Origin of the sequence: Aliiroseovarius sp. (assembly GCF_030148435.1) — a bacterium.
GTDB lineage: Bacteria > Pseudomonadota > Alphaproteobacteria > Rhodobacterales > Rhodobacteraceae > JASBTN01.
In genome coordinates, this window is record NZ_JASBTN010000001.1 from 42,506 (window position 1) to 60,027 (window position 17,522).

Here is a 17,522-nt window from a genome sequence, read left to right on the forward strand (position 1 = left end):
CCATGTTTCGCCTGACCGAATACATGCACCAGCTGGTCGCGCCGACCCCGGTACGCCAACGCCGTGGCTCCGGCCTGCCGAAACCGGTGGTGATCTGGAACCTGACCCGCCGCTGCAACCTGAAATGCCGCCACTGTTATACGGTTTCGGCGGATGTGGATTTTCCCGGCGAGCTGACCCATGACCAGGCCATGGCCACGCTGGAGGATCTGGGGCAGTTCAAAGTACCCGCGATCATCCTGTCGGGCGGCGAGCCGCTGGACCGGTTCGATGTGTTCGAGATCGCCCATCGTGCCCGCGAACTGACGCGCGTTCTGGCCTTTTCCACCAATGGAACAAAGATTTACGGCGAAACCGCCGACAAGATTGCCGAGGTCGGGTTTGACTATGTCGGCATCTCGATCGACGGGATTGGCAAGACCAACGACTGGTTTCGCGGCGTGGACGGTGCCTTTGACGATGCCGTGCGCGGCGTGCGCGAATTGAAGAAACGCGGCGTGAAGGTGGGCCTGCGTTTCTGCCTGACCGAGGGCACGCAGCACCACCTTGAGGATCTGTTGCAGCTCTGTGATGACGAGGGCGTGGACAAGTTCTACCTGTCGCATCTGGTCTATGCCGGGCGGGGCGACAAGAACCGGGGCGAGGATGCCCACCACCTGATGACCCGCAAGGGTATGGACATCCTGATCGAACGCGCCTGGCTGGCCGCGGCCGAGGACATGCCGCTGGACATCGTGACCGGCAACAATGACGCCGACGCGGGCTATTTCCTGAAATGGGCCGCCAAGAATTTCGACGCCGACAAGGTCGCCAACCTGCGCGAACATCTGGCTGCCTGGGGCGGCAATTCTTCTGGCATGGGAGTCGCGAACATTGACTTTCTGGGCAACGTACACCCGGATACCTACTGGTCCGACTACACGATCGGTAGCGTGAAGAAGACACCGTTTTCCGAGCTCTGGACCGGCTCCGACCAGATGCTGGCCACCCTGCGCACGCGGCCCCGCCCGTTGGAAGGGCGCTGCGGCGACTGTTCCCTGCAGGACGTCTGCGGCGGCAACACCCGCATTCGCGCGCTGCAGCTGACCGGCAACCCCTGGGCCGAGGATCCGGCCTGCTACCTGACGAATGACGAAATCGGTGTGACCGACACGGCCGAACGGCTGGAAGTCACCCCCTTCCGAGGCAAGAAACATGACCCGAAACACCAGTTTTTCTAAAGAGCCCCGGCAGATTGCCCGGACTCCCACCCGCGCGAGAGCCGGTGTGTGGTTTTCACTGATCGTTGCCATGGTGCTGGGCGGACCCGCGTTGGCCGACCCGGTCGCCGATTACAACGAGTTCTGCGCCGATTGCCACGCCGCGAACCGCCTTGGTGGCACCGGCCCGGCGCTGATCCCTGAGACCCTGCGCCGGATGCGCGGTCCCAAGATCGAGGCCGTCATTCGCGACGGCCGCGTGGCCACCCAGATGCCGGGCTTTACCGAAGAGCTGACGGACGCGCAGATCACCGCCCTGTCGGACTACCTGAAGACCCCGCTGGACACCATCCCGCCCTGGGGCGCGGAACAGATCAACGCCTCGCGCGTGATGGACGAGGATTATGTCGCCGCCGACTCCCCTGTCTGGGACGCGGACCCGATGAACATCACTCTGGTGGTGGAAACCGGCGATCACCATGTCTCGGTCCTGAACGGCGACACTTTCGAGGTGCTTGACCGGTTTGCCACCCCCTTCGCAGTGCATGGCGGGCCGAAATTCAGCCCGGATGGGCGCTATGTTTTCATCATGTCGCGGGACGGTTGGGTTCAAAAATACGACATTTACAGCCTGAAACAGGTGGGTCGTACTCGTGCAGGCTTGAACTCTCGCAACATTGCCATGTCTGGTGACGGAAAATGGCTTGCCGTGGCGAACTACCTGCCCAACACGCTGACCATCCTGTCCACCGAAGACCTGACGGTGGCCGAAGTGCATAAGATCGAGGGCAAGGATGGCACACCCAGCCGCGTCTCCGCTGTCTATCAGGCACCGCCGCGCGACAGTTTCGTGCTGGCCCTGAAGGACGTTCCGGAGGTCTGGGAAGTGTCCTATTCCGAGAACCCCGACATGAGCCTCTTTGCCGGCGGGTTCACCCATGACTGGCGGATCGAAGGTCCGACCGAACAGGATACGGATTTCCCGATCCGCCGCATCACCACGCCGGACTATCTGGACGATTTCTTTTTCGACCAGAGCTACGAGCACCTGATGGGCGCTTCGCGCAAGGGCGAGGACGGCATGGTCATCGACCTAGTGATCGGCATGAAAGTGGCCGATCTGGACCTGCCGGGCATGCCGCACCTGGGATCGGGGATCACCTGGGCCTATGGCGACACCACGGTGATGGCGACTCCGCACCTGAAGGAAGGCGTGATCTCGGTCATCGATATGAACAGCTGGGAGACGATCAAGCGCATCCCGACCGAAGGTCCCGGTTTCTTCATGCGCAGCCACGAGAACTCCAAATACGTCTGGGCGGATGTGTTCTTTGGCCCGAACAAGGACGCGATGCATGTGATTGACAAGCAGACCCTGGAGATCGTCAAGACCCTGCGCCCGGTGCCGGGTGCCACGGTCGCCCACGTGGAATTCACCCGCGACGGCAAATACGCCCTGGTGTCGGTTTGGGAGGACGATGGCGCGGTATTGATCTATGATGCCGAGACTTTGGAGGAGGTGCGCCGCCTTCCCATGCGCAAACCGTCGGGGAAATACAATGTCTGGAACAAGATCACCTTCTCGGAAGGGACCAGTCACTGAGGCGCTCATCGTCGCCCATGGCCAGCCCTCCGATCCCTTGCCTCCGGAGCGGGCGCTGGCCAGGCTGGCGGGCGAGGTGAACGCACACTGGCCGGATGGCCAGCTGCGGGCGGCCACCATGGCCGCCCCCGGCATGTTGGAGGCGGCCCTTGACCAGCTGCCACCCGGCGCCGCGATCTACCCGTTCTTCATGGCCCGGGGCTGGTTCGTGAAATCGGCCCTGGCCCGCCGCCTGGAGGGGCGCGATGTCCGGGTTCTGGACCCTTTCGGCCTTGACCCGGACCTGCCCGCCGTGGCCGCGGCGCTGATCCGTGAGGAAGCCGCAGGGCGGGGGTGGGAGTTGGCGGATTGCCACGTCCTGATGGCCGCCCACGGATCCGCCCGGGGAAAGGCCGCTGCCGCATCCGCCGAAGACTTCGCCACGCGCCTCGCGCCGCTTCTGGGCGGGGCAGGGCTGCGCTGCGGCTTTGTCGAACAGGCCCCCTTTCTGCCGGATCTGGCGCCGGGACTGCGTGAACGCACCCTCTGCCTGCCCTTTTTCGCGATGGCGGGCGACCATGTGCGCGATGACGTGACCCGGGGCCTGCGTGACGCCGGTTTCGAGGGACCGATCCTGCCCGCCCTGGGCCAGGCAGAGCCCGTTCCGGCGCTGATCGCGGCTGCGTTGCAGCGCGCCTCGGCCAATTCCGCTTCGATTTGATTCGAGTCCTCTGCCCGGCCCGGGGTGGAGCGCGCGCTGATCGGCGGCGGAAAAAAACGCCACACATTCCCTCATTTGCAGGTGTTAGAAATACCTCGTGAAAGCGTGATTTGACACCGCATATAGATCTCTTGTGGCCAACGCTTTCTATATATTGTGGCGGCTTCTCCCACTGGAAAAGGGATACCGCTTAACAATTGTTAAGGCTGGCAGGGCTTCGCTCACGTACCTGTGAGGGCGGTAACTGAGCTGGAGGCCAAAATGCGTGAAGTCATGACCAAGACCATGGCCCGCAACGTGTTCTACGGAGGCTCGCTGTTTTTTGTCGTGATCTTTCTGATCCTGTCGGCGCACTCGGTACGGTATATCGTGACCGAATCGACAGCGTCGGTCGAACTGACAGACAGCGTGGCTGCGGGCAAACACGTGTGGGAAAGAAATGCCTGCATCAACTGCCACACGTTGATGGGTGAGGGGGCGTACTTTGCCCCGGAACTGCAAAACGTGATGGCGCGCTGGGGCGTCGAAGACGCACCGGAAGATGCATTCGACGTACTCAAGGGTTGGATGGATAGCCAACCCAGTGGAGTGGAAGGGCGGCGTCAGATGCCGCAGTTCAACCTGAGCGACGAAGAGGTGCGCGATCTCGCCAACTTCTTCCTGTGGGTCAACAAGATCAACGCCCAGGACTGGCCGCCGAACGACGCGGGCTGAGGCGCTCTAGGAGGACGCTGATATGAAATACGAAACACAAAAAATTGCCTATTGGTACTTCCTTGCCGCCATGGCCGTCTTCGCGGTCCAGGTGCTGGGTGGTCTGCTGGCTGGTTGGGTTTATGTACAACCCAACTTCCTGGCCGAGGTGCTTCCGTTCAACATCATTCGCATGTTGCACACCAACTCGCTGATCGTCTGGCTGCTGCTGGGCTTCTTCGGCGCTGCCTACTTCCTGATCCCGGAAGAGGCCGAGCGTGAAATGCACTCGACCAAACTGGCCTACCTGCAGTTGATCATCATGCTGGTGGGCACAGCCGGCGCTGTCGTGACCTATGTCTTCGACCTGTTCCAGGGCAACTGGCTTCTGGGCAAGGAAGGCCGTGAGTTCATCGAACAGCCCGTCTGGGTCAAGGTGGGCATCGTGGTTGCCGCGCTGATCTTCCTGTACAACGTCACCATGACGGTGCTGAAAGGCCGCAAGACCGCGATCACCAACGTGCTGCTGATCGGCCTCTGGGGCCTGGCGCTGCTGTTCCTGTTCTCCTTCTACAACCCGGCCAACCTGTCGCTCGACAAGATGTTCTGGTGGTACATTGTGCACCTGTGGGTGGAAGGTACCTGGGAACTGGTGATGGCCTCGATCCTGGCCTACCTGTTGCTGAAGCTGACCGGTGTGGACCGTGAGATCATCGAAAAGTGGCTGTACATCATCGTCGCCACCGCGCTGTTCTCGGGCATCCTGGGCACCGGCCACCACTACTACTGGATCGGCACCCCCGGTTACTGGCAGTGGATCGGCTCGATCTTCTCGTCGCTCGAAGTCATCCCGTTCTTTGCGATGATGTCCTTCAGCTTCGTGATGGTCTGGAAAGGCAAGCGTGATCACCCGAACAAGGCGGCCCTCCTGTGGGCGCTGGGTGCCACGACCGTTGCCTTCTTCGGCGCCGGCGTCTGGGGCTTCCTGCACACGCTGCACGGTGTGAACTACTACACCCACGGCACGCAGATCACCGCCGCTCACGGCCACCTGGCATTCTTCGGCGCCTATGTGTCGATGAACCTGGCGATCATCACCTACGCCATGCCGATCCTTCTGGGACGTGATCCCTACAACCAGGTCCTGAACATGGTGAGCTTCTGGCTGATGACCGGCGGCATGGCCTTCATGACCTTCGTCCTGACCTTCGCGGGTACCATTCAGACGCACTTGCAGCGCGTCCTGGGTGAGGACTTCATGAGTGTGCAGGAAAGCCTGAACCTTTTCTACCTGATGCGCTGGGGTTCCGGTGCCGCGGTGGTTCTGGGTGCGCTCCTGTTCATCTACGCGCAGCTTGCTCCCCGCAAGGAACTGATTGCGCAAGGTTCGAAGGAAGGTGCCTGATATGGCTGCCCTGAAACAGCAAGGGGAGGGGGCTTCGGCCCCCTTCTATTCCCCGGTCGCGGACGAATGTGAACTGTTCGAAACCGCGTCTCAACATGACCTGCCCCTGCTGCTCAAAGGCCCGACGGGCTGCGGCAAGACACGTTTCGTGGCCCATATGGCCGCACGTCTGGGGCGTCCCCTCTATACGGTCGCTTGCCACGATGACCTTTCGGCATCCGATCTGGTGGGCCGTTACCTGCTGAAAGGCGGCGAGACCGTCTGGGTGGACGGACCCCTTACACGTGCCGTGCGCGAAGGTGCGATCTGTTATCTCGACGAGGTGGTCGAGGCCCGCAAGGACGTTACCGTGGTGTTGCACCCGCTGACAGATGACCGGCGCATCCTGCCTTTGGACAAGACCGGCGAGGAAATCGAGGCCGCACCCGGCTTCATGCTCGTCGCAAGCTACAACCCCGGGTATCAGAACATTCTGAAAACCTTGAAACCGTCTACCCGCCAGCGTTTCCTATCGATCGAATTCGATTTCCCGACCCAGGACCGGGAAGTTGATATCGTGGTGCGTGAAAGCGGGCTTGAAGCCAGCCGGGCGACGTCCCTTGTCCGGCTGGCCCACAAGCTTCGCGGCTTGAAGGGGCAGGATCTCGAGGAAGGGGTTTCGACCCGCCTGGTGATCTACTGTGCCACGCTGATCAAGGCGGGCGTTCCGGTGGAACGCGCGATCCTGACGGCGATGATCGAGCCGCTGTCCGACGATGACGACGTCAAGGCTGGTCTGATGGACCTGGTCACGGCTGTATTCGGCTGAAGCCGAAGATACAAGTTGCGGGGCGGGACCCTCTTGATCCTGAGCCACCCGCCCTGCAACATCCTTAACACGGGCCCACGAAGTGAGCGGGGGAGCACCCATGTCCGAGCGAGAGTTCGACATTTTTGAACCGGAAGAGACCGTCGGCAAGATCTGGCACGCCTATGCCAGCCGGCTGGACGCTCCGGACACCCATGAGGAAGCCGGCGTCGACCTGGCCGACATCCAGGGGCGCCTGGGCGTGTTCTTTCGCGGTTTGGGTGGAGCCCATGCGGCCGAGATCAAGCCCGCCGTCGCCCAGGTCAGCCACCACCGCCTGTCCCTGCGCCGCGCGCTGGGCACCTGGCGCGAACGCGAGGCGCGGCCCAGTTTCGACGGCGAGGCCCTGCGCCTGCCCGAACGCATTACCGAATTTCCCGCCCGCGAGGCCAATGCGGCGCTGTTCTTCTGGATCGTCGCCTCGATGGCCCATGCGCCCGCCCCGGTGCGCGAGGGCGATCCGCTGCGCGCCGACCTGCGCGCGCTGGCCGCCTCGGTCGAGATGACCCGCGCGACGCTGGCCGATTGCCCCGGCCTGTCGGGCTTCTATGAAACCCTGCTGGTCGCCTGTCGTGCCACCCGGCCCGATGCCTCCCTGCCGCGCCACGAGGCGGCGGTCGAGGCCGCAATCGACCACCTGCTGGGCGGCCCGGAGCCGAAAAGCAAACTGGCGCGCCAGATGCTGGTGCTGATCCGCCAGCCCGACGCGGACCTCTCCGACTTCACCGCGCCCGCAAAATACCGCCCGTTCCGCCCGGTGCCGCTCTGGCCCGACATCCGCCCGCTGGCGCAGCGCCAGAATGTCGACCGTCTGCCCGAGGCCGAGGAAGAAGGCGGCGGCGAAGGGGAAGAGGCCGAAGGCACCAAACGTGCCCGCCGGTCCGATAGCGACCTGGCGGAACGCAAGGACAGCCTGATCCTGCACAAGTTCGAAGCGATCTTCTCCTGGGTCGAAAGCCTGAACATGAACCGCCAGGTCGAGGATGACGACGAGGACAACGCCCGTCGTGCTGCCGACGACCAGGACGAGCTGGCGCTGGGGCAGATCTCGAAGAAGACCGCGACGCGGCTGAAGTTCCACCTGGATCTTTCCCCCGAGGACGCCGAACGCGAACGCATTTCCGGCAAGTTCGTCTACCCGGAATGGGACGCGCGTCAGGCGGCCTATATCCCCGATCACGCCCGGGTTCTGGCCTCCATGGCTGACGAGCCCGACGAGCAGCCGGAGTTCGTCACCGATCCGGGCGCGCAACGTCGCATCCGCGCAGTGAAACGCCAGTTCGAGGCGCTGCGACCGAAACGCGTGATCCTGCCGCGCCAGTTGGAGGGCGACGATCTGGACCTGGAAGCCGTGATTGCCAGCCAGGTTGAACTGCGCGCCACGGGCCACGGATCCGACCGGGTCTATCGCGCTGCACGCACACAGGATCGCGATCTGGCGATCTCGGTGCTGATGGACACGTCGCGTTCGACCGAAAGCGCCATCGGCGACCGCATGGTCATCGAAGTCGAACGCGAAGCGCTGGCCGCTTTTGCCTGGGGGCTCGACGCCTGCGGGGATGATTTCGCGATCAACACCTTCAGTTCGCTCAAGCGCCAGCGGGTTTATGTGCAGACCTGCAAGGGGTTCGACGAGAAGATGAACTCCCGCATCGAGGCGCGTATCGGCGGCATTACACCGGCCTTCTATACCCGGCTGGGCGCGGCGATCCGCCATACTTCGGCCGAGCTCGACGAGCGCCCGAATTCGCGCCGCCTGCTCTTGGTCATCACCGACGGCAAGCCCAACGACCTCGATCACTACGAAGGTCGCCACGGCATCGAGGACACCCGCATGGCGGTGCGCGAGGCACGCCGCCGTGGCCAGGCGGTGCATGGCGTCGTGGTGGACCAGAACGGGCAGGGCTGGGTCAATCGCATTTTCGGAAATGGCGGGTTTTCGATCGTGCCGGATGCGAACAGGCTGACTGCCGCACTGCCTGAGATCTACAGGCACATCACCGGTGGGGCATGAGCGAGGGCATCGACATTTCCGACCGGCCCAGCGTGCTGGATGAACTGCCCGGGGACCTGATGATCTGGGTTCTGATCATCTCGGAGCTTCTGGTGTTCGGTGCCGGTCTGCTGGCCTTTCTGGGTGTGCGGGCGATGGATCCAGTCGGGTTTGCCGAAGATCAGGACAACCTGAACCGGGTTGCAGGGGCGGTGAACACGATCGTGCTGGTTGCCTCGGGCTATTGCGCGGCACGGGCGGTGAACTCCGCCAACCACATGCGGGCCTGGCTGGGCGGCGCGATGGCCTTGGGCGCGGTTTTCCTGGTGGTGAAGTGGATGGAGTATGCCGAAAAGGCGCGCCATGGGATCGGTTTGGAAAGCTCTGATTTCTTTACCTTCTACTACCTGCTGACCGGGTTTCATGCGATGCATGTGGCGGCGGGTCTGGTTATCTTTGCCCTGCTCATGCGCTGGAACTCGCACCGAAACCTCGAAGCCGGTGCCGCATTCTGGCACATGGTGGACCTGGTCTGGGTCCTTCTGTTCCCGATCATCTACCTGGTGCGCTGAGATGGACAACCGCAGCCTCACCCGCGCCTTTCTGACCCTGGTCGGCCTGTCGGTCGTCACGACCCTGCTTGCCGAACGTGTGCCCGGGGCGGGGTATCTGTTCGTCGCCGCGGTGCTGGTCTTGTCGGGGCTGAAGGGACGGATCATCCTGACCCACTACCTGGGCCTGGCGCAGGCACCGAGCTTCAAGGGCGGCTTTGCCGCCTTCCTGGTTGCCTTCATGGGCCTGGCCTTTGCGCTCTACGCGATCGGCGGGTAGCAAAGGAGGCACGGAACCCGACCGGAATATCCGGTTCGATTCCCATGTCGGACTTCGCTTTGTTCAGGCGTCGTCCGAGACGAATTCCTTGAGCTGGGTAATGTCATCGACATCAACGCTCTGGCGCTTCACCGATACCCCCTGCTTGCGCAGGTTGGCAAAGCTGCGCGACAGGCTTTCGGGTTTCATACCCAGCCGCTTGGCGATCAGCACCTTGTCATAGGGCAGGACCAGCGAGCAGGGCCCGTCCTCGACCGGGGCAAGCGAAATCAGGAAGGTCGCCAAACGCTGCGCGCCGGACAGGGCCTTGAGGTTCTCGATCTCCATCACCAGTTCGTGCAGATGCGAGAAGGTCGAGCTCAGCATCGCCACAGCCAAATCCGGGTCCGAACGCAGCGTATCGAATACCACACGGGTTTCGACCTGCAAAAGGACCGAGTCCTGGACCGCTTCCACCGTCACCGGGTACTGGCCGCCTTTCAGCGCGACGGCCTCGCCGAAACTATCGCCCTCGGAATAGACCGCCACGACGATCTCTTCACCGCCGGGGGTGATGCGGATCAGTTTTACACAGCCTTCGAGGATTACGAACATATGTGTCGCCGGGTCGCCCTGCACAAACAGGGTCGCGCCACGCGCGACCTTCCGCTTGTGGCTGTCGCTAAGCAGGTTTTGCAACATCTGGTCCGGCACGTTGCGAAACAGGACCGAACGCTTGGCCGTATTCAGTTCAGATTGGCTCAGCACGAGATACCCCTCACTTCCCGCGTGCGTTTAGGGCCTCAGACATTCCAGTACAAGGGAAAAGGCGCCCATTGCCCGGGATGTTGTTCCCGCAGTGAAGTAAAATCAAGCCCTTCGGTGCGCCGCTGAGGAGGAAGTTGATTGACCAAGATCAAGCCCTTGGCCGATGGGTTCCTGTAGGAATGTGGCGAACAAGACAGGAGAATTGACATGAGAAAGCTTCCATTTGCCGCACTGACCGGGCTTGTGCTGAGCACCGGAGCTGCCTTGGCGAGCCATGACAAGACCATCTTTCGTGAGGTGATGATCGACGGGCACCGCCATGACTCCGGCGGAGCGACCTTTTGGCTGGCCGCCGCCGCCGTGGCAATGTTGCTGGCACTTTGGGGGGTGCAGAGAACGGTCTTCCGCAAGCGGTAAGCACCCATGATGACTGAAACAAATCCCCAAAGGGGCGGGCGCTGGCCTGTCTGGGCGCTGGCCGTGGTTCTGTACCCCTTTGCCGCGGGCGCGGCGGCGGTCAACCTGTTCTTTCTGGGCCTGATGAGCCAGGTCATCGGCCTGCGCGTGCTGTCGACCTCCGAGGCGATCATCGGCGGTTTGATCCTCGGCGTCCCCTTTGCCTGGATCACCGGCCGTTGGATTCGCGGGCTGATCGACGAGGCCGAGGACGGGCAGTGAGCCAGCTGAAACCGGCGCGTGCCGCCCGCAGGTGACATCACGCGCGAGCTGGAGGGGGCAGGGTTCCACGTAACCCGCACGCGGCCCTTCATGCTCGGTCTCGCGATGTTGCATGTGGCCGCGGTGAAAGTGGCCGAGGTAAAATGAACGCATCCGCAGCCCCGTCGCATCCCTCCGACCGCGCCCGGGCGCAAGCCGAGCTAATTGCCCGGCTGAGCCGCCTGTCGCAGCCGACCCGCTGGGTCATTGCCGCGCGGGTCAAGACCCTGGGCCTGTCACTGGTTCCTGTCGCTGCCGGAACCTGGTTGGCGGCGAGGCAGGGCGGCTGGCACCTGGGCGTCATGGTGGCAACCATGCTGGCATCCGCGCTGATCCAGATCGGCACCAACCTGTGGAACGACGCGGCGGATGCGAAAAGCGGTGTCGACGGACCCGAGCGCCTGGGCCCGCCGCGCCTGACCTCTCTGGGGCTGCTGGAATCGGGCCGGGTGCGTCTCGCTGCAGCCGGGGCGTTTCTTCTGTCGGGGGTGCTGGGGCTTTATCTGACCACCATCGGCGGGTGGGTGATCGTTGCCGTTGGCCTCGTGTCCCTGGCGCTGGGATTTTTCTATTCGATGGGACCGCACCCCCTGTCCGGCACGCCTCTGGGCGAGCTTCTTGTCATCGGCTTCTTCGGCGTGGTGGCGGTGGTGGGTACGGTGTTCCTGCATGGCCAGGCGATCACCGTTCAGGCCCTGGCCCTTGGGGCGATCATCGGCCTTCCCGCCGCTGCGGTGCTGCTTTTGAACAATCACCGTGATCGTGTCACCGATGCCCGGGTGGGGCGTCGCACGCTGGCGATCCTGCTGGGGCAGGAGGCGTCGCAGGGGCTTTATGCCGTTCTCCTGGCCGGAGCGGTGCTCTGGGCGGGGCTGTGGTCCGGTGCCGTGCTGACCCTGCTGCCCGCGGCGGGATTGGGCCTGGCCCTGGCCGTGGCCATGGCACGCCTGCCGATCAGCGCCGCGCTGAACCGGCTGATCCCCGGCACCGCCCTTTTCCAGATGCTGCTTCTTCTGGGGATTGCGACCGGCCCGACCCCGTAGCGGAGGGGGTGGGCGTGACCTGTTCGCCTTCGACCAGCATCTCCGCCGCGCCGTGGAGCGAAACGCCATGAGGGCGACCCCGGTCATGGCGGTCGCGGGTGCCGCGCGCGAGAAAACGCCGGTGATTTCCAGGCTAAAAGCTCCCGGTGGTCCAGAGCAGACGAGGGACAGTAAGCACGGTGACTGGTCATGTCAGATCGCCGTTGGTCTGCCCTCTTTAATCGACAAAGCTGCATCCTGAACTTTATATAAGTCAGGAAACGTTACCGGTCCTGCCGGATATGCCGGCCGGAGCGAAATCGAGGCCCTGATCTCATCAAAACGTGACCGGAGACGCCCATGGCCGCGCTGCTTGCAAACCTCCTGCCCCTGGGTCTGATCCTTCTGATGTTCGTTGTCGGGCTCCGCTTGCGTCCCGCTGCCCTGAAAGGTGTTCTGGGCCGTCCGAAGGCCCTGGCGACCGGGCTGATGGTCCAGTTGCTGGCCCTGCCGGTTGTGGCGCTGCTGCTTGGCACCCTGTTTGGGCTGACCGCGCCGATGCTTCTGGGGCTGGTTCTGGTCGCCGCCGCCCCCGGGGGAGTGACTTCGAACTATATCGCGCACCTGGCCAAGGCGGAGCTTGCCCTATCGGCTGCCATGACCCTTGTCACCACGGCACTGGCTTCGATCACCATTCCGCTGGTGCTGGGGCTGACCGGTCTGGGCGAGATCTCGGGGGCTTCGGGCCTGACCGGACTTTCCATGATCATGCTGGTCGTGGCGGTCACGCCGATGGCGCTGGGCGTGGGGGTGGCGGCCTGGAAGCCACGCTTGGCCGCAACTGTCCTGAGTGGGCTCGAACCGGTGGCGAAACTGGTATTTGCAGCCATGGTTCTGGCCACATTCGTGCAGAACTGGGGCCCGATGCAGGCCAACCTGGGCACCGTCGGTCCTGCCGTCATCGGGCTGAACCTTGCCGCCTTGAGCCTGGCCTTCGCCGCGGGGCAGGGCATGCGGCTCACCACGCCGGATCGCCGCGCGATCATGGTCGAGGCGTCCTTGCAGAACGTTGCTGTCGCGTTGTTCGTGGCAGGGGCCGTTCTGGGGCAACCCGCCGCCTCCGTGCCGGCCCTGATCTATGCGATGATGATGAACCTCTCGGCCCTGGTGCAGATCATGGCCGGGCGGCGTGACCCGGCCGCGACCCCGGTCGAATAGGACCGCACGGCCGCCTTCAGAGGGCGGCCATGACCTTTTTGACGGCGCGCCCGAACGCATCCAGTGCGTCGTCGAGCTCCGCCTCGGAGGCGATGAAGGGCGGGGCCAGCAACACATGGTCGCCGTTGCGCCCGTCCCGCGTGCCGGGCATCGGATAGCAGATCAGCCCCTCGGCAAAAGCTGCCTTCTTGAGCTTGCCGGCGAGCCCCCTGGACGGTTCGAACGGGGTTTTCGTCGCCCGGTCGGCCACGAATTCCACCCCCCAGAACATGCCGCGCCCGCGGATGTCGCCGACATGTTCGTGTTGTGCGAACCGCGCGCGCAGCCCGGCGGCGAGGTGGTCGCCCCGCACCCGGGCCTGGCCGACCAGATCCCGTTCCAGCAGTTCCGATACGACCGCAAGCCCGGCGGCTGCCGCGACCGGGTGGCCAAGGTAGGTGTGGCCGTGCTGGAAAAAGCCGGTGCCCGCTGAAATTGCATCATAGATCCGGTCGGTGCAGAGCATTGCACCAATCGGCTGATACCCGGCCCCCAGGCCCTTGGCGATACAGAGGATGTCCGGTGCGATGCCTTCGGCGTCACAGGCGAACAGATGCCCGGTGCGCCCCATGCCGCACATGACCTCGTCGAGGATCAAGAGCACACCATACTGGTCGCAGATCTCGCGAATGCGTTTGAAATAGCCCGCCACCGGCGGCACCGCGCCCAGGGTGGCGCCAACCACCGGTTCCGCGAGGAAGGCCATGACATTCTCCGGCCCGAGGCGCAGGATTTCATCCTCCAGCGACTGGGCGGCGCGCTGGCCGTACTCCTTCAGACTCTCTCCCTCGCGCCGCTCGGCGTATTCATAGCAGGGGTCCACATGGGTGGCGTCGATCAAGAGCGGCGCGAATTGTTGGCGGCGCCATTCGTTGCCCCCGGCGGCAAGTGCGCCCAGCGTATTGCCGTGATAACTCTGACGCCGGGCAATGATCGCGCGGCGGTTCGGTTCGCCGTTCTCGATGTGGAACTGACGGGCCAGTTTCATCGCGCTTTCCACCGCTTCCGATCCGCCCGAGACGAAATAGACGCGATCGAGCCTGCCGGGGGCGTGTTTGATCAGGAGGTCCGCAAGCAGCTCGGCCGGTTCGGTTGTGAAGAAACCGGTATGGGCAAAAGCGAGTTGGTCTACCTGATCCTTTACCGCCTGTGCCACCCGGGCGTTGGAATGGCCGAGGCACGAGACAGCCGCGCCGCCGGACCCGTCGAAATAGCGTTTGCCGTCGGCGTCGATCAGGAAACATCCGTCCCCGCCCGCCGCGACGGGCAGGTCGGAATGACAGTGGCGGGGAAAGACATGGCTGTTCGGGCTCATGAGGTGCTCCTTTCAAGCAGGTCGCACAGGGCGGCAACAGAGGCCGCATTGTCGGGGTGAGGCCTGCCGTCGGCGGCCAACAGGCTGTTTTCGAACCCCACGCGCAGGTTGCCGCCCTTTTCGGCAGCGTGGGTGAGGCAGGCGTGTTCCTGCGGACCGAAGGCGCAGAGCATCCAATCGGGGACGGCCGGCAGGGCGGTCAGGAACGGGTCCAGGTCGGTGGGGGCGGAGGTCTGGCCGACCGCATAACGCCCCAATACGAAAAGCACGGAGTCTTGCTCCGGGCGCACCACGCCCTCGGCCTGCCAGCGCTTCAGAAGCGCCACGTCATCCGTGTCATACAGAATATGCTGCACCTCGCAGCCCATGTCGGCGCAGGCGGCATAGACGCGGGGGGCAAGCGCCATGTCGCGCGCGGTTTCACGCACGGCAATGGAGGCCCAGCCGGGGCGCAGCTGTTCCAGACAGTTGAGCTGCCGGGCCACGTCATAAATGCCCGCAGCCTCGGTGGTGATCTGCAGGCGCAACCCGGGCACCGCCCGGGCCAGCTCGTCCAGCGTTTCGCGATAGCGGCCCGGGTCCAGAGAATGCCCGCCCTTGTCGTCGCGCACATGCAGGTGAAGTCCATCGGCGCCCGCGGCTTTGCAGGCGCGGGCGGTTTCGACGATCTCGGCCGTGGTGAGGGGCAGGGCGGGATGATCCGCCTTGCCCCGTCTGGCCCCGTTGGGGGCCACCATGATGAAGGGATTTCGTGTCATGCTTTCATGCGCTCCCCATCCGGATCGTATAGCGGCCCAAGTGTGACTGTCGCGTCGTAAAGCGTACGGGCGATGTCGACCTGTACCCGTGCGCCATCGGCGACCGGTTCGGATACGTGACCCAGCGCGACCGGCCTGCCGATCCGGTAGCCAAAGGCACAGGAGGAGGTCTGGCCGAGGATCCTGTCATCGAGGTAGATCGGCTCGTGCCCCAGCGGCACGGCGTCCAGATCGTCCAGTGCCAGCGAGATCACGTGGCTGGCGACACCCGCGTCGCGCTGTTCGGCCAGCACTTCGGCGCCGGTAAAACCTCCGGTCTTGCGGGTGGCGAAGTCCAGCCCGGCCTGAACCGGTGTCACGTCGCTGTCGAGTTCATGGCCCATTGCGCAGAAGCCCTTTTCGATCCGCATGGAGGTCTGGGCGAAGAGGCCCGCAGGCGTCGCCCCGGCCCTGGTCATCGCGGTGTAGAGGGTGGCGGCGTCGGCGGCCTTGCAGGTGATTTCCCACCCGGCTTCGCCGACATAGGACAGGCGCGCGGCGCGAACGGGCACACCGGCCAGAGTTGCCCCGGCATGTTTGAAATAGCCGATCCCGTCCAGATTGCCGCCAAGTTCGCGGGCAATGCGCGCAGCCTCCGGCCCCATCAGCCCCAACACCGCGTAATCCTCGGTCACATCCGAGAGGCGCAGGTCGAAACCTTCGGCGGCGCGGGTGAACCAGGCCAGGTCGCGCTTTATCGCATTGGTGCCAACGAAGAGGCGGTAATGATCGTCGGCGATGCGCTGGGCGGTGATGTCGCTTTCAAACGTACCGCGGGCGTTCAGCACGGCGGTATAGATCACCGACCCCGGCGCGCGGCCCATGAACCCTGCGCAGGTTTTCAGCAGGAAGGCTTCGGCATCCGGCCCGGTCACGTCGATCTTGCCGAAGGGGGAGGCATCGAAGATCGCGGCTGCCTCGTGTGCCGCCCTGACCTCGGCGGCCACGTTCGCGAACCAGTCGGGCTTGTCGAAACGCAGGGTCGGTTCCTCGGTCTTGCCGAAATAGAGCGGCCTCTCCCAGCCATAGAACTGCCCCATATGCGCGCCTGCCGCCTTGTATTCACTGTCCAGCGGCAGGGCGCGCAGACCCCGGGCTGTGACAAGCTGTTTGCCCGGGTAGGCAATGTCGTAATGGGTGCCCAGAATTTCCGGGGCACGGGCCATCAGGTGGTCGATATTGTTGAAAACCGGGGCAAACCGCTTGGCGTCGGCTTCGGTCAGGTCATAGGCGGTGTGTCCGTGCACGATGGCATGGGCCAGGTTCATGCCCGCCCCGCCACCCGACGCCAGCCCCACCGAATTCATCCCGCAGCCCAGGAACAGCCCCCTGGTCTCGGCGGTTTCACCCAGCATGAACGTGCCGTCGGGGGTAAAGCTCTCCGGCCCGTTCAGAAGCATTTTGACCTCGGCCGTCTCCAGCGCGGGCAGACGGTTCAGGGCCAGCTCCATCATCGGTTCGAAATGGTCCCAGTCCTCGGGCAGCAACCCGAACTCGAAGCTTTCGTTCAGTACGCCGGGGGCAATCGGCTTGCCCATCGGTTCGAAACAGCCGACCAGCAGCCCGCCGCTGTCGTCACGGATGTAAAGGTGGCTGTCGTGGTCGGACAGGGTGGGCGTGTTGCCGACAATTCCGTCGATGGGCTTGGTCAGCAGGTAGAAATGTTCACAGGCCAGCGCGGGGACTTCAGCGCCGGCCATGGCGCCGGCCTCTCGCGACCAAAGGCCGGTGCAGAGCGCGATGGCGTCGCACATCACGGTGCCCCGGGTGGTCTCGACCCCCTTGATGCGGCCCTGATCGGTCAGGATGCCGGTGACGCCGGTACGTTCGAAGATCTTCGCGCCCAGGGATTTGGCCCCTTTCACCAGCGCCGCGCAGACGTCCGAGGGGCTGACCCGCCCGTCATCGGGCGACCAGACTGCGCCCAGTACGCCATCGGCATTCATCAGGGGCCAGCGTTCCTTGGCCTCGCCCGCCGAAATCGAGGCGGCCTCGATCCCATAGGCATGGGCCAGCGCCTCCTGCCGTTTCACATGGGTCAGGCGATCCGGCGTGGTGGCGATGGACAGGCTGCCCTTCTGAATCCAGCCGACATTCTGGCCGGTCTCTTCCTCGAGCCGGGCATAGAGGTCGACCGAATACTGGATCATGCGCGTCAGGTTCCGGGAATGACGCAGGGCGCGCACCTGGGCTGCCGAATGCCAGGTCGTGCCGGAGGTCAGCGCATTGCGCTCCAGCAGGATGGCGTCGCTGACCCCCATCTGGGCCAGGTGGTAAAGGGTCGAGCATCCCATGATGCCGCCGCCGATCACGACGACCGAGGCATGGGAGGGCAGGGGGGTGGACATGGGTAGGGTTCCTGTTCATGCGCTGTTGCATTGCTGCCGAAAAGTTTT

The 17,522-nt window shown here is 64.0% G+C and carries 17 protein-coding genes; 13 read left to right on the plus strand and 4 right to left on the minus strand.

Translation table 11 applies throughout. The features are described from left to right. The first annotated feature begins 2 nt into the window (after positions 1-2). The 9 genes from nirJ (at position 3) to Q1V43_RS00245 (ending at position 9,271) form a co-directional block, all read left to right on the plus strand. The gene (gene nirJ, locus Q1V43_RS00205; protein ID WP_300512690.1) at positions 3-1,220 is read left to right on the plus strand and encodes a heme d1 biosynthesis radical SAM protein NirJ; all 1,218 of its coding nucleotides are present in this window, start codon (positions 3-5) and stop codon (positions 1,218-1,220) included. Between the two features lie 70 nt (positions 1,221-1,290). Continuing rightward, positions 1,291-2,802 carry a nitrite reductase gene (locus Q1V43_RS00210; protein ID WP_300512945.1) on the plus strand — a complete coding sequence of 504 codons (1,512 nt, stop codon included), beginning with the start codon at positions 1,291-1,293 and terminating at the stop codon, positions 2,800-2,802. Positions 2,803-2,878: 76 nt separating this feature from the next. Next, positions 2,879-3,502, plus strand: a complete 624-nt coding sequence (locus tag Q1V43_RS00215) for a cobalamin biosynthesis protein CbiX (protein ID WP_300512692.1) — start codon at positions 2,879-2,881, stop codon at positions 3,500-3,502. A gap of 261 nt (positions 3,503-3,763) precedes the next feature. After that, positions 3,764-4,216: a cytochrome c gene (locus Q1V43_RS00220; protein WP_300512693.1), complete on the plus strand. Its 453-nt coding sequence runs from the start codon at positions 3,764-3,766 to the stop codon at positions 4,214-4,216. Positions 4,217-4,238: 22 nt separating this feature from the next. Further along, a complete protein-coding gene (locus Q1V43_RS00225; RefSeq protein ID WP_300512710.1) occupies positions 4,239-5,600 on the plus strand; it encodes a cbb3-type cytochrome c oxidase subunit I in 1,362 nt (453 codons plus the stop codon). A 1-nt stretch (position 5,601) separates the two neighbouring features. Then, entirely contained in the window at positions 5,602-6,408 is an 807-nt protein-coding gene (locus Q1V43_RS00230) for a CbbQ/NirQ/NorQ/GpvN family protein (RefSeq protein ID WP_300512713.1), read from the plus strand. A gap of 100 nt (positions 6,409-6,508) precedes the next feature. Continuing rightward, positions 6,509-8,461, plus strand: a complete 1,953-nt coding sequence (locus tag Q1V43_RS00235) for a VWA domain-containing protein (RefSeq protein WP_300512715.1) — start codon at positions 6,509-6,511, stop codon at positions 8,459-8,461. Beyond that, positions 8,458-9,012: a cytochrome c oxidase subunit 3 gene (locus Q1V43_RS00240; RefSeq protein ID WP_300512717.1), complete on the plus strand. Its 555-nt coding sequence runs from the start codon at positions 8,458-8,460 to the stop codon at positions 9,010-9,012. The genes Q1V43_RS00235 and Q1V43_RS00240 overlap by 4 nt, the downstream gene beginning before the upstream one ends. Before the next feature lies 1 nt (position 9,013). Next, positions 9,014-9,271 (plus strand): hypothetical protein, encoded by a 258-nt coding sequence (locus tag Q1V43_RS00245; protein ID WP_300512719.1) that lies wholly within the window; start codon positions 9,014-9,016, stop codon positions 9,269-9,271. Between the two features lie 63 nt (positions 9,272-9,334). Here Q1V43_RS00245 and Q1V43_RS00250 read toward each other — a convergent pair whose 3' ends face one another. After that, positions 9,335-10,018, minus strand: coding sequence for a Crp/Fnr family transcriptional regulator (locus tag Q1V43_RS00250; RefSeq protein ID WP_300512721.1), 684 nt, complete (start codon positions 10,016-10,018; stop codon positions 9,335-9,337). A 207-nt stretch (positions 10,019-10,225) separates the two neighbouring features. On the opposite strand from Q1V43_RS00250, the gene Q1V43_RS00255 reads away from it, so the two are divergent. The 4 genes from Q1V43_RS00255 (at position 10,226) to Q1V43_RS00270 (ending at position 12,975) form a co-directional block, all read left to right on the plus strand. Next, complete coding sequence (locus Q1V43_RS00255) at positions 10,226-10,435, plus strand: hypothetical protein (protein WP_300512722.1); 210 nt, start codon at positions 10,226-10,228, stop codon at positions 10,433-10,435. Between the two features lie 6 nt (positions 10,436-10,441). Then, positions 10,442-10,696 (plus strand): hypothetical protein, encoded by a 255-nt coding sequence (locus Q1V43_RS00260; RefSeq protein WP_300512724.1) that lies wholly within the window; start codon positions 10,442-10,444, stop codon positions 10,694-10,696. A 143-nt stretch (positions 10,697-10,839) separates the two neighbouring features. Then, a complete protein-coding gene (gene menA / locus Q1V43_RS00265) occupies positions 10,840-11,778 on the plus strand; it encodes a 1,4-dihydroxy-2-naphthoate octaprenyltransferase (RefSeq protein WP_300512726.1) in 939 nt (312 codons plus the stop codon). Positions 11,779-12,117: 339 nt separating this feature from the next. Beyond that, complete coding sequence (locus tag Q1V43_RS00270; protein ID WP_300512728.1) at positions 12,118-12,975, plus strand: hypothetical protein; 858 nt, start codon at positions 12,118-12,120, stop codon at positions 12,973-12,975. Positions 12,976-12,991: 16 nt separating this feature from the next. Here Q1V43_RS00270 and Q1V43_RS00275 read toward each other — a convergent pair whose 3' ends face one another. Genes Q1V43_RS00275 through Q1V43_RS00285 form a run of 3 tightly spaced genes read right to left on the minus strand, consistent with a single transcriptional unit; the run spans position 12,992 to position 17,474 of the window. After that, the gene (locus Q1V43_RS00275) at positions 12,992-14,329 is read right to left on the minus strand and encodes an aspartate aminotransferase family protein (protein WP_300512730.1); all 1,338 of its coding nucleotides are present in this window, start codon (positions 14,327-14,329) and stop codon (positions 12,992-12,994) included. After that, on the minus strand, positions 14,326-15,087 hold the full coding sequence (locus Q1V43_RS00280) for a 3-keto-5-aminohexanoate cleavage protein (RefSeq protein WP_300512732.1): 762 nt from the start codon (positions 15,085-15,087) through the stop codon (positions 14,326-14,328). The genes Q1V43_RS00275 and Q1V43_RS00280 overlap by 4 nt, the downstream gene beginning before the upstream one ends. Then, the gene (locus Q1V43_RS00285) at positions 15,084-17,474 is read right to left on the minus strand and encodes an FAD-dependent oxidoreductase (RefSeq protein ID WP_300512734.1); all 2,391 of its coding nucleotides are present in this window, start codon (positions 17,472-17,474) and stop codon (positions 15,084-15,086) included. The genes Q1V43_RS00280 and Q1V43_RS00285 overlap by 4 nt, the downstream gene beginning before the upstream one ends. Positions 17,475-17,522 lie beyond the last annotated feature (48 nt).